14 protein-coding genes are annotated in these 15547 nt (G+C 71.5%); 5 read left to right on the plus strand and 9 right to left on the minus strand.

Annotated elements, in window-relative coordinates; translation table 11 throughout:
- The first annotated feature begins 8 nt into the window (after positions 1-8).
- On the plus strand, positions 9-1085 hold the full coding sequence (locus tag AB0F62_RS25435) for a DUF3068 domain-containing protein (RefSeq protein ID WP_361803435.1): 1077 nt from the start codon (positions 9-11) through the stop codon (positions 1083-1085).
- Here AB0F62_RS25435 and pyk read toward each other — a convergent pair.
- On the minus strand, positions 994-2433 hold the full coding sequence (gene pyk, locus AB0F62_RS25440) for a pyruvate kinase (protein ID WP_361803438.1): 1440 nt from the start codon (positions 2431-2433) through the stop codon (positions 994-996). The two genes, AB0F62_RS25435 and pyk, sit on opposite strands and share 92 nt — an antisense overlap.
- A gap of 139 nt (positions 2434-2572) precedes the next feature.
- Positions 2573-3277: an SIMPL domain-containing protein gene (locus tag AB0F62_RS25445; protein WP_361803441.1), complete on the minus strand. Its 705-nt coding sequence runs from the start codon at positions 3275-3277 to the stop codon at positions 2573-2575.
- A 173-nt stretch (positions 3278-3450) separates the two neighbouring features.
- Here AB0F62_RS25445 and AB0F62_RS25450 point away from each other — a divergent pair, with 173 nt between their 5' ends.
- Entirely contained in the window at positions 3451-5262 is a 1812-nt protein-coding gene (locus tag AB0F62_RS25450; RefSeq protein ID WP_361803444.1) for a 5'-nucleotidase C-terminal domain-containing protein, read from the plus strand.
- 114 nt (positions 5263-5376) lie between these two features.
- Here AB0F62_RS25450 and AB0F62_RS25455 read toward each other — a convergent pair whose 3' ends face one another.
- The 5 genes from AB0F62_RS25455 to AB0F62_RS25475 form a co-directional block, all read right to left on the minus strand.
- Entirely contained in the window at positions 5377-6282 is a 906-nt protein-coding gene (locus AB0F62_RS25455) for a hypothetical protein (RefSeq protein ID WP_361803447.1), read from the minus strand.
- A gap of 113 nt (positions 6283-6395) precedes the next feature.
- Positions 6396-7232, minus strand: coding sequence for a ThiF family adenylyltransferase (locus AB0F62_RS25460; protein ID WP_361803450.1), 837 nt, complete (start codon positions 7230-7232; stop codon positions 6396-6398).
- Positions 7233-7310: 78 nt separating this feature from the next.
- On the minus strand, positions 7311-7727 hold the full coding sequence (locus tag AB0F62_RS25465; protein ID WP_361803453.1) for a hypothetical protein: 417 nt from the start codon (positions 7725-7727) through the stop codon (positions 7311-7313).
- A 36-nt stretch (positions 7728-7763) separates the two neighbouring features.
- Positions 7764-7907, minus strand: coding sequence for a hypothetical protein (locus AB0F62_RS25470; RefSeq protein WP_361803456.1), 144 nt, complete (start codon positions 7905-7907; stop codon positions 7764-7766).
- A 280-nt stretch (positions 7908-8187) separates the two neighbouring features.
- A complete protein-coding gene (locus tag AB0F62_RS25475) occupies positions 8188-9075 on the minus strand; it encodes a LysR substrate-binding domain-containing protein (protein ID WP_361803459.1) in 888 nt (295 codons plus the stop codon).
- 96 nt (positions 9076-9171) lie between these two features.
- Between AB0F62_RS25475 and AB0F62_RS25480 the strand changes: the two genes are divergently transcribed.
- Genes AB0F62_RS25480 through AB0F62_RS25490 form a run of 3 tightly spaced genes read left to right on the plus strand, consistent with a single transcriptional unit; the run spans position 9172 to position 12577 of the window.
- On the plus strand, positions 9172-9885 hold the full coding sequence (locus tag AB0F62_RS25480; RefSeq protein WP_361803462.1) for a succinate dehydrogenase cytochrome b subunit: 714 nt from the start codon (positions 9172-9174) through the stop codon (positions 9883-9885).
- Positions 9886-9887: 2 nt separating this feature from the next.
- Positions 9888-11822, plus strand: coding sequence for a fumarate reductase/succinate dehydrogenase flavoprotein subunit (locus tag AB0F62_RS25485; RefSeq protein WP_361803465.1), 1935 nt, complete (start codon positions 9888-9890; stop codon positions 11820-11822).
- Positions 11819-12577: a succinate dehydrogenase/fumarate reductase iron-sulfur subunit gene (locus AB0F62_RS25490; RefSeq protein ID WP_361803468.1), complete on the plus strand. Its 759-nt coding sequence runs from the start codon at positions 11819-11821 to the stop codon at positions 12575-12577. The genes AB0F62_RS25485 and AB0F62_RS25490 overlap by 4 nt, the downstream gene beginning before the upstream one ends.
- Here AB0F62_RS25490 and AB0F62_RS25495 read toward each other — a convergent pair.
- Positions 12519-13952 carry a SidA/IucD/PvdA family monooxygenase gene (locus AB0F62_RS25495; protein WP_361803471.1) on the minus strand — a complete coding sequence of 478 codons (1434 nt, stop codon included), beginning with the start codon at positions 13950-13952 and terminating at the stop codon, positions 12519-12521. The genes AB0F62_RS25490 and AB0F62_RS25495 overlap by 59 nt on opposite strands.
- Positions 13949-15334 (minus strand): aminotransferase class V-fold PLP-dependent enzyme, encoded by a 1386-nt coding sequence (locus tag AB0F62_RS25500; protein WP_361803474.1) that lies wholly within the window; start codon positions 15332-15334, stop codon positions 13949-13951. Before AB0F62_RS25500 ends, AB0F62_RS25495 begins: the two co-directional genes overlap by 4 nt.
- Between the last annotated feature and the right edge of the window lie 213 nt (positions 15335-15547).

The raw sequence follows: 15547 nt of genomic DNA on the forward strand, positions 1-15547 counted from the left end.
CGGTCCCCATGCGCCGCAGGTCCAGCCTGGTCCTACTCGCCCTCGCGGTGTTCTTCGCCGCGCTCTCACCACTGATCCGCTGGTACGCCTTCCCCCGGCTGGCGAAGATCCCCGCGGGCCAGTACCAGTCGGTCGTCCTGGAGGCCCGGGACGCGACGCTCCTCGACTACGGCACGATGCGGCCGAAGAAGGTCTCGAAGGTCAGCATCGTGCAGACCCTCAAGGGCAACGTGGAGGAGGCGCACCGGATCGACCGGGCCACCGGCCGCGACGTCGTCGTGTGGGACGGGCTGGCCTACGTGGTGGGCCCGGACGGCGCGATGGTCTCGCAGGTCCCCGAGCGGTACATCTTCGACGCGCACACCCAGGCCCCCGTCCACTTCGAGGGCGAGAGCGTCGACGGCGATCCGGTCGAACGCCGGGGCCTCGAATTCAAGTTCCCGTTCCTCACCGAGAAACGGGACTACTACTACTTCGACGCGCAGGCGCGGACCTCCGCGCCCATCCACTACCGGGGCACGCGGGAGTTCCGCGGCCTGAAGGTCTACTACTTCGAGCAGACCGTGCCCTGGATCAAGGTCCCCCTGCCGAAGAAGATGCCGGTGGAGGGCGTCACCCCGCAGACCGTCGCGGCGATGGGCATGGAGCGCTGGTACACCACCAAGCGCATGTTCTGGGTGGACCCCGTGACCGGCGCGCCGGTCAACGGGGAGGAGGTCCACCGCGAGGAGATGCGCTTCACCGACGGGAAGCAGCAGCCGATCACCGCGTTCGCCGGGCACGTGAAGATGCGCGAGGACTACATCCGGCACACCGTGGCCCTGGTGAAGTCCCAGCGGCAGGCGGTGCTGCTGATGACCGGCTACCTGCCGTGGGGCTGCCTCGTACTCGGCGCGGCGCTGCTGTCGCTCTCGCTGCTCCTGGAGGCGCGCGGCCGGCGCCCGGCCGCACGCGGCGCGGACGGCACGGACGGCGCCGGCGGCGCGGACGGCGTCAGGGACGGGAAGGAGAGTCGTCCTCCCCGATCCGGTGGACGCGCACGAGGTTGGTGGTCCCCGAGACGCCGGGCGGCGAGCCGGCCGTGATGACGACGACGTCGCCCTCCTGGCAGCGGCCGATGCGCAGCAGCTGCTCGTCGACCTGGTCGACCATCTCGTCGGTCGTCTGGACCATCGGCCCGAGGAAGGTCTCCACGCCCCAGGTGAGGCTCAGCTGGGAGCGGGTGGCCGGCTCGGGGCTGAACGCGAGCACCGGGATCGGCGAGCGGTAGCGGGAGAGCCGGCGAGCGGTGTCACCGGACTGCGTGAAGGCCACCAGGTACTTGGCGTCGAGGAAGTCGCCCATCTCGGCGGCCGCGCGCGCGACGGCACCGCCCTGCGTGCGGGGCTTGTTCTGCTCGGTCAGCGGCGGCAGACCGGCCGCGAGCATGTCCTCCTCGGCGGCGGCGACGATCCGGCCCATCGTCCGGACCGTCTCGACGGGGTGCTTGCCGACACTGGTCTCGCCGGAGAGCATGACCGCGTCGGCGCCGTCCACGACGGCGTTGGCGACGTCGGAGGCCTCGGCACGGGTGGGGCGCGAGGAGTCGATCATCGACTCCAGCATCTGGGTCGCGACGATCACGGGCTTGGCGTTGCGCCGGGCGAGCTTGACGGCGCGCTTCTGCACCATCGGCACGGACTCCAGCGGCATCTCGACGCCGAGGTCGCCGCGGGCGACCATGATGCCGTCGAAGGCCGCGACGATGTCCTCCAGGTTGTCGACCGCCTGCGGCTTCTCGACCTTGGCGATGACGGGGATCCGGCGGTCCTCCTCGCGCATGATCCGCAGGACGTCCTCGGCGTCGCGGCCGCTGCGGACGAAGGACAGCGCGATGACATCGACACCGGTGCGCAGCGCCCAGCGCAGGTCATCGACGTCCTTCTCGGACAGGGCGGGCACGGAGACGGCGACACCGGGCAGGTTGAGGCCCTTGTTGTCGGAGATCAGCCCGCCCTCGATGCACAGGGTGCGGACCCGGGGGCCGTCGACCCCCGTGACCTCCAGGGTGACGCGGCCGTCGTCGACAAGGATCCGCTCACCGCGGGTGACGTCGGCGGCGAGGCCCTTGTAGGTGGTGCCGCAGATCAGGCGGTCGCCCTCGATCTCCTCGGTGGTGATCGTGAACTCGTCACCGCGTTCAAGGAGTACGGGGCCCTCCGCGAAGCGGCCCAGCCGGATCTTCGGGCCTTGAAGGTCCGCGAGGATCCCGACGCTGCGGCCGGTCTCGTCGGCGGCTTTGCGCACGCGCCGGTACCGCTCCTCGTGATCGGCGTGGCAGCCATGGCTCATGTTCAGACGGGCGACGTCCATACCGGCGTCGACCAGGGCCTTGATCTGGTCGTAGCCATCGGTGGCGGGCCCGAGGGTGCAGACGATTTTTGCTCGGCGCATGAGGTGAGCCTATGACCTACTTCACAGTAGGGATCTCGCGGGAGGCGACCGGCCAACATCAGCCTCGTGAACGGATGTTGACAAGTGGTGAAGTGAGCCGGGTGCCGCTCTGATGAGCACACCGCGGGCATACCGGCGGTCAGTCCGACAGGTCGGGGGCCGTCATGGTGAAGTGCGCGGTGACCTGCGCGTACACGCTCTGTCGCGCGGGCTCCATGTCAAGGGGCCGGGCCATGTCCTCGGCGCCGCCCGGTGCCGCGAAGGCGGCGGTCCGCAGGGCCGGGCGGGCGGCGAACGGCGCGGACTGCTGGACGCCCTCGTCGGCGAGCTCGACCAGGGCGACCAGGCGGGCGCCGAGCGCCTCGGCGTACTCGCGGGCGCGCCGCACCGCGTCGCGCACGGCCTGGCGGCGGGCGTCGCTGTAGGCCGGGGAGTCCGGCCGCAGGGACCACCAGGGGCCGTCGACACGGGTGAGCTCCAGATCGGCCAGTCGGGTGGTGAGCTCCCCCAGGACGGTGAAGTCGGTGAGGGTGGCATCGATGCGGACACTGCCGTGGTAGGCGCGGACGCGTTCGCCGCGGCCCCGCTCCCGCAGCTCGGGGGTGATCACGAAGGCGCCGGTCTCGACCTTCTCCACGGCGCCGCCGCAGCCCTTGACGAGGTCGAGCACCTGCGCGTTGCGCCGCCCGAGTTCGTCGAGGGTGGCACGGCGGTCGGTGCCGCGGGCGGTGACGGTGACGGCGATCCGGGCGAGTTCGGGCTCGACCTCGAGGGTCGCCTCACCCCGGACGCCCACGTGCGGGGTCTCGGGCGTCGGGTACGTCCTGGCCGGTTCTGTGGTCATGTGTCCCACCCTGCCAGGCCCGTGCGCCCGTGACGAGTCATCTGTTCGCAACCTGGCGGGGGTGTTGTCCCGGGCGCCCTTGCGCCAGAATCTACGCGCGTTAACACCACAAGCAGACCATCATTCCGCCCGCGGCGACCGCCGGGGCGTCCCCGGGAACCTGGAGCCGACGTATGCCGCTGAACCGCAGGGACTTCCTCAACCGCTCCGCCGCCACGGGTGCGGGGATCGCGCTGGCCGGCGGGGCCGGCGTCCTGGCCGGTGCGGCTCCGGCCCAGGCCGCGGGCGGTCACGGGCACCGTCCGAAGACGTACTCCTTCAGCGTCCTCGGCACCACCGACCTGCACGGCAACGTCTTCAACTGGGACTACTTCACCGACGCCGAGTTCGACGACAAGGCGCACAACGACGTCGGCCTCGCCAAGATCTCCACCCTGGTCGCACAGCAGCGCGCGGCGAAGGGCCGCCACAACACCCTGCTGATCGACGCGGGCGACACCATCCAGGGCACCCAGCTGTCGTACTACTACGCCAAGATCGACCCGATCACCGCCAAGCACGGCCCGGTGCACCCGATGGCGCAGGCCATGAACGCCATCGGCTACGACGCGGCGGCGCTGGGGAACCACGAGTTCAACTACGGCATCCCGGTGCTCCGCGCGTTCGAGAAGCAGTGCGACTTCCCGCTGCTGGGCGCCAACGCGCTCGACGCGCGGACGGGCAGGCCGGCCTTCCCGCCGTACTCCTTCCACCGGCTGTGCGTGAAGGGCGCGCCCGACGTGAAGGTGGCCGTCCTCGGCCTGACCAACCCCGGCATCGCGATCTGGGACAAGGCCAACGTCCAGGGCAAGATGACCTTCCCGGGCCTGGAGGAGCAGGCCGCGAAGTACGTGCCGCGGCTGCGCGCGATGGGCGCCGACGTGGTCGTCGTCTCGGCCCACAGCGGTTCCTCGGGCACCTCCTCCTACGGTGACCAGCTGCCGTACATCGAGAACGCGGCGGCGCTGGTCGCCGAGCAGGTGCCGGGCATCGACGCGATCCTGGTCGGCCACGCCCACACCGAGATCCCGGAGTACGTGGTGGCCAACAAGCAGACCGGCCAGGGCGTGGTGCTCTCCGAGCCGCTGAAGTGGGGCCAGCGCCTGACCGTCTTCGACTTCGACCTGGAGCTGGTCCGGGGCAAGTGGGAGGTCGTCACCGTCGGCGCGTCCGTCCTCAACTCCAACACCGTCGAGGAGGACCCGCGGATCGTCCGGCTGCTCGCGGACGAGCACAAGGAGGTCGTGGCCTACGTCAACCAGGTGATCGGCACCTCGGCGGCCGCGATGTCGGCGCAGGAGTCCCCCTACAAGGACACGCCGATCATCGACTTCATCAACTTCGTCCAGGCCGAGACGGTCAAGACGGCGCTCGCGGGCACCGAGTACGCCTCCCTGCCGGTGCTCTCGCAGGCCGCGTGCTTCTCGCGCACGGCCGCCATCCCGGCGGGCCAGGTCACCATCCGCGACGTCGCCGGGCTGTACGTCTTCGAGAACACCCTGGAGGCCCGGATCCTGACCGGCGCCCAGATCAAGGCCTACATCGAGTTCTCGGCGAACTACTTCGTGCAGACGGCGCCCGACGCGGCCGTCGACGTGTCGAAGCTGACGAACGCGAACGGCACGCCCGACTACAACTACGACGTGGTCAGCGGGGTCACCTACGACATCGACATCGCCCGGCCCGCCGGTTCCCGGGTGTCGAACGTACGGTTCCAGGGCGCGCCGATCGACGAGTCGGCCCGCTTCGTCCTGGCCGTCAACAACTACCGGGCCAACGGCGGCGGCAACTTCCCCGGCGTCGCGGCGGCGCAGCAGGTGTGGGCGAACTCCGAGGAGATCCGGAACACCATCATCGCCTGGGTGCGGGCGAACGGCTCCATCGACCCCGCGCTGTTCGGTTCGCAGGACTGGAAGCTGACCCGCGGCGGCGTGCCGGTCTTCTAGGACGACACGGCCTGCGCCCTCTGCCGTCCTCGCGGCGGGGGGCCCGGAGGGCATGTGCGGGCGCGCACATGCCCTCCGGGCGTTCCCGGGGGCCTCCCGGAGGGCCGGGCGGCCTCAGGGTTCCAGCGAGGCGGCCACGGTCCGCAGGCAGTGCAGCAGCGTCTCGTGCCGGGTTCCGAGGTCGGTGATCACGAAGCTGTGCCGCGCCTCGGCGCAGCCGATCTCCGCGCGCGGGGGTTCCTCGGGGAAGCCCGGTGGATAGCGGTAGGCGCACTCGAGTTCACGCCCCTGGACCCCGGCGGTGCCCTGCCACAGCAGGGCGCCCTCGCGCAGGTACGGGCGCATGCCGGGCAACTGCTCCCCGAACCATGCCTGGTCCTCCGCGAGCAGCCCGCGCCCGGCCTCCTGCGTCGTCCAGGCGGGCATCGCGGACACCTGCGGGCGGGTACGGCCCGACCGCAGCCGGCGGGCGGCCGTCTCGACCGCCTCGGCGACGGGGTTGGGCCCGTCGACGACGCGGATCCCGGCCGTGTCGATCTCCCGGGGGGCGGGGTGGCCGCGCAGGAAGACGAAGTGCCGGCCGGCGGCCAGGCCGCCGGTGTCGACGGCGAGGGAGGAGAGCAGGAAGTCCCACTCGTGGCCGCCGTTGACGGCCGTGAGGCCGGTGCGCTCGTCACCCGGGCTCAGCGTGCGCAGCCCGTTGGGGTGGTGGCTGTGCCAGATCCCGAGGAACTGCAGGTCGGGGCGGTCCCGCAGGAGTTCCTGGAAGAGCTCGTACTGGTAGTCGGTGTCGGAGTGGTGGTGGACCGCGGAGCGGTCCTTACCCGGTCCGGCGTCGAGGTAGGCCAGCACGGTGACTCGCAGTCGGGCCAGCTGCCGGTCCCAGTCCCGGTCGAGGGAGCGGAAGTCCCCCTCGACCAGGCCGACGAACTTGCCTCCGACCTCGACGTGCGGATGGGCCCTGATCTCCTCCCTGGCCCGGTCGAGGACGTCCTGGTGGATCGCCAGCGGCAGTCGCACCGGCGCGCCGGCGCCGGGGGCACCGTGCCGTCGGCGGGTCCGTTCGGCGGGGTGGGGCCCGGGGTGCGGCCCGGGGTGGGGCCCCGGGTGGGGACGCTCTTGGGGCCCGCCCATCAGCCGTCACCGCCCGCACAGCCGAGGTGGCAGTCCCGCTGAGGGCGCACCAGCATCCGTTTCGTCTCGTAGCGGGCCGAGAAGACGCCGGGCTCGGGGCGGATGCCCACGGTGAGCCAGTTGAAGTTCAGGGGCGGCACATAGCGGGAGCGGCCACCCATGAGCACGGCCCAGGCCATGCTCGCCTGGAAGGAGGCGACCAGGGAGATGTCCCCCGCGAGCCCCGAGGTGGTGAAGTTCTCGTCCCCGAGGCCGTAGCGGTGCCGGCGTTCCTCCTCGGTGAGGTCGAGGGCGTCCTCGAGGTTGGCGCCGTTGCCGTCGGCGACCCTCTGCATGCAGTCGAAGCAGCCGGTCTCGCCGGGCGCGTACAGGTAGACCTGGCCGCCCAGACCGGTGCGGATGACCGAACCGGTGAGGCAGGGCCTGCGCAGGCGCACGCACTGGGCGTTCACCCAGCTGCGGGCCGCGGGGTCGTCGACGGCGCAGAGCACCAGCCGTGAAGCGCGCGCGGCCTCCTCGAAGCCGGCGGCCTTCCGCACGTCCTCCTGGTGCGCCCGGGCCTCCACGGCGGGGTTCCGGTCGAGCATCCACGCCGAGACGGCCTCCACCTTGGGCTTGCCCAGCCAGGTGCGGGACGCGGGGTGTTTGACGAGGTTGACGGGTTCGAGCAGGTCGGGATCGAAGAGATCCCACTGCCGGACGCCGGACATGACGAGCGGCTGCACGGTGAACGCGCCCCCGCTGCCGAGTCCGACGACGGTCAGCCGCAGGTCCCCGACGTCGGCGCCGTCGAGGAGATGCTCGATGCGTTCGGTGTCCAAAGTTGTGTCGGTCATGCGAAGGCCCTCCACTGGCTCCGGTGAGGTGGCTTGGGTGAGGTGGCTCGGCCGGCGTGGCTGCCGGATGCCGTCCGGTCAGTGCCCCTGCTCGTTGCCGGGCCAGTAGCCGCGCCGCTGGTAGACCTCGAATTTGTTGAGCCAGATGGCGGTCTTCGCCACGACGAAGGCGATCGAGTAGAAGGAACGCCATTGGTCCGGCCGCATGATGCAGAGATTTCCCGCCGAATAGACGTGCGGACAGTCGGCGTCCCAGCCGTCGGCGAAAATGTGCGGAATGCTGTGCGGATATCCTTCCGGCAGCTTTATCTTCAGCGCGAAGACCTCTCCTGAATTGACCCGCAGCGCGCCGCGCGCGCGAATGTTCCCCTTCTTCGAGCGCGAGAAGCCGAACTGCGGGAAGTACGCGCTGAGCTTCTGTTGCTCCAGGTAGAGCCGGTTGCCGTCACCGCCGTCGGTGATGAGCAGGCCACGCGGCACCACGAATTCCGTCACAAGGGCCTCCTATCGGATACGGGCCGCCGAAGCGGCTCAGTAATCGCCCTTGGCGTCGTGGATGGCGATGCCCCGCGCGCCGTCCGAGGCCGGATGGACCCCGCCGTTCTCGTCGATGACGATCGGAACGTCGTCCGACTGCTGGTTGAGAATCCTCTCGACCTGCTGCGGATCAGACATGTTCTCCCCCTTGTCCGTTCCGGCGGGCGGCATTCGGGTATTCCGTCGCGCCGTCGCACCGCCGAATCCACGAGCAGGCTACAAGGGGTTATTTCATTACTTCAACACGCTTTGCGTGAAGCACCCCGATTCGATCCGGCTCGGAGCTTTTGCGCCGTGGATCGGAACGGTAGCGGCACGGACCCGCCACGGTCCGCGGAACCCGGGGCGGCCCGGGGTTCTCGCGGCGGTTCAGGATGCTTCAGGAGGTTCAGGCTTGTTCGGCAGGGTTGACGCCGGTTCAGGATGGTACGTGCTCCAGGAGCACGCGGCGCAGCTCCCGGGCGGCACGGGGCGGTTCGGCGTCCTTGCGGTGGGCCAGGGCGACGGTGCGCTGCAGCCCCGGGGCCGCGAAGGGCGTCGTCCGCAGCCTGGGGCGGCGCCGGGCGACCATCATCGGCACGACCGCGGGGCCCAGCCCTGACTCCACGAAGCCCAGCACGGCGTCCATCTCGCCGCCCTCGATCGCGAATCGCGGCTCGAAGCCCGCCGCCCGGCACGCGCTGACGGTGAGGTCCCGCAGGTCGTATCCGCTGCGGAACATCACCAGCGGCCGGTCGCGCAGGTCCGCCACCCGGATCTCCGGGCCGGCGCAGGGCGGCGGCGCGTCGGAGGCGGTCACCACGACCAGGTCCTCGTGCAGCAGGGGCGTCGCGTCCAGGGCGGGGTCGTGGCTCTGCAGCGGCAGCACGATCAGCGCGAGATCGAGACTGCCGGAGGCGAGTTCGCGCACCAGGTCGCGGGAGCCGCCCTCCTCGATGATCAGCCGGATGCCCGGGTACCGGTCGTGGTAGTCGCGCAGCACGTCCGGCAGCAGGCCGGTGCACAGACTCGGCGTCGCGCCGAGCCGCACCCTGCCGCGCCGGAGCTGCACCAGCTCGTGGACCTCCTGGGTGGCGGTCTCGGTGTCGGCGATGATGCGGCGGGCGAGCGGCAGCAGCGCCTCTCCGGCGTCGGTCAGCGCGATGTTGCCGCGCGCGCGGCTGAACAGCTCCGCGCCCAGCTCCCGCTCCAGGGCCTTGATCTGCTGCGACAGCGACGGCTGGGCCACGTGGACACGCTCGGCGGCGCGGGTGAAGTGCAGGGTCTCGGCGACCGCCAGGAAGTACACGAGCTGCTGCAGCTGCATGTCCGCACCCTAAACCTCCACGATAGAGACGGCCTATCGAAACGAGCCGCAAGATGTCTTGGACCTGTCGTCGCAGGTAGACCTAGCCTCGGGCGCATGGCTTTGGCGACGACGAGGACGAGGACGGGCCGCCGCCCCTCCGCCCTGCGTGCACTGTGGGACTCGACCGTGGGCAAGAAGGCGGTCATGGCGGGGACCGGCGTGATCATGCTGCTCTTCCTGGTCGCGCACATGCTGGGCAATCTGAAGATCTTCTTCGGCGCGGAGGAGTTCAACGGGTACGCGGCGTGGCTGCGCACCATCGGCGAACCCGCGCTGCACAACGGCTGGTACCTGTACATCCAGCGCGCCGGGCTGGTGGTGGCGGTGGTGCTGCACGGCGTCGCCGCCTACCAGCTCAGCCGGCGCGACATCAAGGCGCGCCCGACGAAGTACGAGCACAAGCGGCCGCGGACCAGCTACGCGACCCGCACGATGCGGTGGGGCGGGGTGATCCTCGGCCTCTACATCGTCTGGCACATCCTGGACCTGACCACGCTCACCGTGAATCCGCTGGGCAAGGAGCACCACCCGTACGAGAACCTGGTGGCCGACTTCCAGCTCTGGTACGTGAACGTCATCTACATCGTGGCGATGCTCGCCCTCGGCCTGCACATCAGGCACGGCTTCTGGAGCGCCGCACAGACCCTCGGGGCGGTGAACAAGCGCCGCGACCGCGCGCTGAAGATCACGGCGAACGTGCTCGCGGCCGCGCTGACGGCCGGGTTCCTCGTCGTACCCGTCGCCGTGATGACCGGATTGGTGGACTGACCATGGATTACCGACTGGGCGAGCCGATCGCCGACACCAAGGCGCCGGACGCGCCGATCGCGGAGCGCTGGGAGCGCCGCAAGTTCGAGGCGAAACTGGTCAACCCGGCCAACCGCCGCAAGCACACGGTGATCGTGGTCGGCACGGGCCTGGCCGGCGGGGCCGCGGGCGCAACGCTGGCCGAGCAGGGCTACCACGTGGTGCAGTTCTGCTACCAGGACTCGCCGCGCAGGGCCCACTCCATCGCGGCGCAGGGCGGCATCAACGCGGCGAAGAACTACCGCAACGACGGCGACAGCGTGCACCGCCTGTTCTACGACACCGTCAAGGGCGGCGACTTCCGCGCCCGCGAGTCCAATGTGCACCGCCTCGCCGAGGTGTCGGTGCAGATCATCGACCAGTGCGTGGCGCAGGGCGTGCCCTTCGCCCGCGAGTACGGCGGACTGCTGGACACCCGCTCCTTCGGCGGCGTGCAGGTCTCCCGCACCTTCTACGCCCGCGGCCAGACGGGGCAGCAGCTGCTGCTCGGCGCCTACCAGGCGCTGTCCCGGCAGATCGACGCGGGCAATGTGGAGCTGCACCCCCGCACCGAGATGCTCGACCTGATCGTGGTGGACGGCAGGGCCCGCGGCATCGTGGCCCGCGACCTGGTGACGGGTGAGGTCTCGACGCACATGGGCGACGCCGTGGTGCTGGCGACAGGCGGCTACGGCAACGTCTTCTACCTGTCGACCAACGCCAAGGGCTCCAACGCCACCGCCATCTGGCGGGCCCACCGGCGCGGCGCGTACTTCGCCAACCCCTGCTTCACCCAGATCCACCCCACCTGCATCCCGCGCTCCGGCGACCACCAGTCCAAGCTCACCCTGATGAGCGAGTCGCTGCGCAACGACGGCCGCATCTGGGTGCCGAAGGCCAAGGGCGACACCCGTCCGCCGCACGAGATCCCCGAGGACGAGCGCGACTACTACCTGGAGCGGATCTACCCCTCCTTCGGCAACCTGGTACCCCGCGACATCGCCTCCCGCGCGGCCAAGAACGTCTGCGACGAAGGCCGCGGTGTCGGCCCCGGCGGCCAGGGCGTCTACCTCGACTTCGCCGACGCGATCGCCCGCATGGGCCGCGCCAAGGTGGAGGAGAAGTACGGCAACCTCTTCGAGATGTACGAGCGGATCACCGCCGAGGACCCGTACACCCGGCCCATGCGGATCTACCCCGCCGTGCACTACACGATGGGCGGCCTGTGGGTGGACTACGACCTGCAGACCACGATCCCCGGTCTGTTCGCGATCGGCGAGGCCAACTTCTCCGACCACGGCGCCAACCGGCTCGGCGCCAGCGCGCTGATGCAGGGCCTGGGCGACGGCTACTTCGTCCTCCCGTCCACCATCAACGACTACCTGGCGCGCGGCCCGCACGACACCGTGGCCCCCGACCACCCGGCGGTCGCCGAGGCCGTCGCCGAGGTCGAGGACCGGCTGAACCTGCTGCTCGCCGTGGACGGCGACCGCACCCCGGACTCCTTCCACCGCGAGCTCGGCGAGCTGCTGTGGGACGAGTGCGGCATGGCCCGTACCGAGTCCGGGCTGCGCAAGGCGCTGGAGCGGATCCCGGCGCTGCGCGAGGAGTTCTGGCGCCGGGTGAAGGTGCCCGGCAGCGGCGAGGAGCTCAACCAGTCGCTGGAGAAGGCCAACCGGGTCGCCGACTTCCTGGAGCTGGCCGAGCTGATGTGCCTGGACGCCCTGCACCGCACCGAGTCCTGCGGCGGCCACTTCCGCGAGGAGAGCCAGACCCCGGACGGCGAGGCCCTGCGCGACGACGAGAACTTCTCGTACGCCGCGGCCTGGGAGTTCACCGGCTCCGGCGAGGACCCGGTGCTCCACAAGGAGGCGCTCGCCTTCGAGTACGTACACCCCACCCAGCGGAGCTACGCGTGAACCTCACCCTGCGCATCTGGCGCCAGCAGTCCTCCGAGGAGGAGGGCGCCATGGTCACCTACCGCGTCGAGGACATCAGCCCCGACATGTCCTTCCTGGAGATGCTCGACGTCCTCAACGAGGAGCTGATCCTCGCCGGCGACGAGCCCGTGGCCTTCGACCACGACTGCCGGGAGGGCATCTGCGGCGCCTGCGGCATGGTCATCAACGGCCAGGCGCACGGCCCGGAGCGGACCACCACCTGCCAGCTGCACATGCGGCACTTCAAGGACGGCGACACCGTCGACGTCGAGCCGTGGCGGGCCGCCGCCTTCCCGGTCGTCAAGGACCTGGTCGTGGACCGCTCGGCCTTCGACCGGGTGATCCAGGCGGGCGGCTACATCAGTGTGCCCACCGGCAGCGCGCCCGAGGCGCACGCGACGGCCGTGCCCAAGGAGGCCGCCGACTTCGCCTTCGAGCACGCCGAGTGCATCGGCTGCGGCGCGTGCGTGGCGGCCTGCCCCAACGGCTCGGCGATGCTCTTCACCTCCGCCAAGGTCAACCATCTGAACGTGCTGCCGCAGGGGCAGCCGGAACGCGAGACCCGGGTGCTGGACATGGTCACCGCCATGGACGACCAGGGCTTCGGCGGCTGCACCAACACCGGGGAGTGCGCGACGGCCTGCCCCAAGGGCATCCCGCTGCCGTCGATCGCCGCTATGAACCGCGAGTACCTGCGGGCCTTGCGCAAGGAGAAGTCGCGGTCCAAGGGCTGACCGGGTTGGTGGCCGCGCTGAGCCCGAAGGTCGTGAAGGCCGTGCGGGAGGGCAGCGGATAGGGATCCTTGCCGGTCACCGCGTTGAGCACGACCGCCGAGCGCCACGCGGCGAGCCCCAGATCGGGGGCGCCGACACCGTGGGTGTGGCGCTCGGCGTTCTGCACGTACACGGCGGCGCCGGTGCTCGCGACGGCCGGGTCCAGTTCCAGCCGGTGGCACGCGTCGATCACGGGCCGGCCGGCGGTGTCGCGGCGGATGTACGGATGGACGGGGGCGAGCAGCCCGTCCAGGGAGCGCTCCCGGTAGCCGGTGGCGAGGACCACCGCGTTGGTGATCAGCCGGCTGCGGGTGCCCTGCTGCTCGTGCTCCAGGTGGAGTTCGACGGCCCCCATGCCCATCCGGCCGGCCGTGCGGACCGTCACCCCGGGGGTGAGGACGGCGTCCGGCCAGCCGCCGCCGAGCGTGCGGCGGTACAACTCGTCGTGCACGGCGCCGATCGTGCCGTGGTCGATGGCGCGGTGCAGCTGCCACTGCCGCGGCAGGAGGTTGTCGCGGACCGGCTCGGACAGCCCGTGGAAGAAGCGCGTGTAGTCGGGGGTGAACTGCTCCAGGCCGAGCTTGCTGTACTCCATCGGGGCGAACGCGGGGCTGCGGGCGATCCAGGTCAGCCGTTCGTGCCCGGCGGGGCGGGCGCGCAGCAGGTCCAGGAAGACCTCGGCGCCGGACTGCCCGGAGCCGACGACGGTGACGTGGTCGGCGGCGAGCAGCCGGTCGCGGTGCTCGAGGTAGTACGCCGAGTGCACGACGGGGACCGCCGGCGACTCGGCGAGCGGCCGCAGCGGCTCGGGCACATACGGCGCGCTGCCGACGCCGAGCACCAGGTTGCGGGCGTAGGTGCGGCCGAGTGCCTCCGCCTGGCCGTCCGCGTCGAGCCGGGTGTGGTCCACCTCGAAGACGGCGCGCCCGGGGTTCCAGCGGACGGTGTCGACCTGGTGGCCGAAGTAGGTGGTGGGCAGCGACTCGGCGACCCAGCGGCAGTAGGCGTCGTATTCGGCGCGGTGCGCGTGGAAGCGCTCGGCGAAGTAGAACGGGAACAGCCGCTCGCGGATCCTGAGGTGGTTGAGGTAGCTCCAGCGGCTCGTGGGGTCGACCAGGCTCACCAGGTCGGCGAGGAAGGGCACCTGGAGAGTGGCGTCGTCGAGGAGCAGCCCGGGGTGCCACCGGAAGGTGCGCTCCTGCTCGTAGAAGGCCGCGCTGAGGTACGGGACGCCGTCGGCGAGGGCGGCCAGGGACAGGTTGCACGGGCCGATGCCGATGCCGAGCAGGTCGAAGGGCTGGTCCCGGTGGGGGTCGTGGTCGTCGGTGACGGTCATCGGGGGGTGCTGCCTTCCTGGTGGGTCGCGCATACGAGAGTGAGCAGTGCCTCGAGGTCGGTGGGCGTGGTGGCCGGGTTGAGCAGGGTGGCCTTGAGCCAGAGCCGTCCGTCGGCGCGTGCCCGGCCGAGGACGGCGCGGCCGTCGAGCATGAGCCGGCGGCGGATCACGGCGACGTCGTCGTCCGTGGCGCCGGTGGGGCGGAAGAGCACGGTGCTGACGGCCGGGCGGGCGCGCAGGGTCAGTTCGGGATGCCGGTCCACCAGGTCCGCGAGGTGGCGGGCCCGGTCACAGACCGCCTCGACGAGCCCGCCCAGCCCTCGGCGGCCCAGGGCGCGCAGTGTGACGGCGATCTTCAGTACATCGGGGCGGCGGGTGGTGCGCAGCGAGCGGCCGAGCAGGTCGGGGAGGCCCGCCTCCGTGTCGTCGGGGGCGTTCAGATAGTCGGCGCGGTGTTCCAGCGGCCGCAGCAGCGCGGCGTCGCGCACCGCGAGCACCCCGGCCGCGACCGGCTGCCAGCCGAGTTTGTGCAGGCCGAGGGTGACGGTGTCGGCCTGCCGCAGTCCGGTGAGCCTCGCCGCCTCCCGGTCGCTGAACAGCAGCGACCCGCCATACGCCGCGTCGACGTGCAGTCGCGCGCCGTACTCCCGGGCGACGCGGGCGAGTTCGGGGAGCGGGTCGATGTCGCCGGAGTCCGTGGTGCCCGCGGTGGCGACCAGCAGCACCGGGCCGTCCGCGGCGGCGAGCGCGGAGCGCACCCGGTCCGGGTCGAGGACCCCGCGGGGGGTGTCCACGACGGCGGGGGCCGGCATCCCGAGCAGCCAGGCGGCGCGCGGGACGCTGTGGTGGCCGTTGGCCCCCGCGACGACCCGTACGCCGGAGGCGTCCTCGCGGGCGAGGAGCAGCGCGAGCTGGTTGGACTCCGTACCGCCGGTCGTGACCAGGGCGTCCGGGGCTGCCGCGTCCGGGTGGACCAGGCGCGCCAGCGCGGCGGTCACCGCCGCCTCCAGCGCGGTCGCGGCCGGGGCCTGGTCCCAGGAGTCCATCGAGGGGTTGAGCGCGCTCGCGGCCAGGTCGGCCGCCACGGCCGCGGCCAGCGGCGGGCAGTGGAGGTGGGCGGCGCAGAGCGGATCCGCCGGGTCGGCGGCGCCCTCGGCGACGACCCCGACCAGGGCGCTCAGCGCCTCGACCGCCCCGGTGCCGGCCTCCGGCAGGGCCTCCCCCAGTGCCTCCCGCACGCGGGACGCGACGGCCTCGGGGCCGCCCGCGGGAAGCGGTCCCCCGCGGGCGGCCGCGCCGGCCGCGAGCGCGCCGAGCGCGGCCTCGAGCAGCGGACGCAGCCGGTCCGGGCCGTCACAGCCGCCGGCGAGATGGGGTGGCATGGGCTCGGCGCCCTCCGAGGTAGCGGGTCACCGGTGCGTGCGCGCCGGGCGACCTGCGTAACGACGCTGCCCCGCCAGGGGTGTTGCCCGGCCGCGCCGGAACGGGCGCCGCCCCGGCGCAGGGCTCCTCCGCCATGCCCGCACCACCGAGCTTGCCGGAACCCACGTCGTGCTCCTCAGCGGACGCTGAGTGGACCCCCTCACGGAGAATGT

Origin of the sequence: Streptomyces sp. NPDC026673 (assembly GCF_040638135.1) — a bacterium.
Classification (GTDB): Bacteria; Actinomycetota; Actinomycetes; order Streptomycetales; family Streptomycetaceae; genus Actinacidiphila.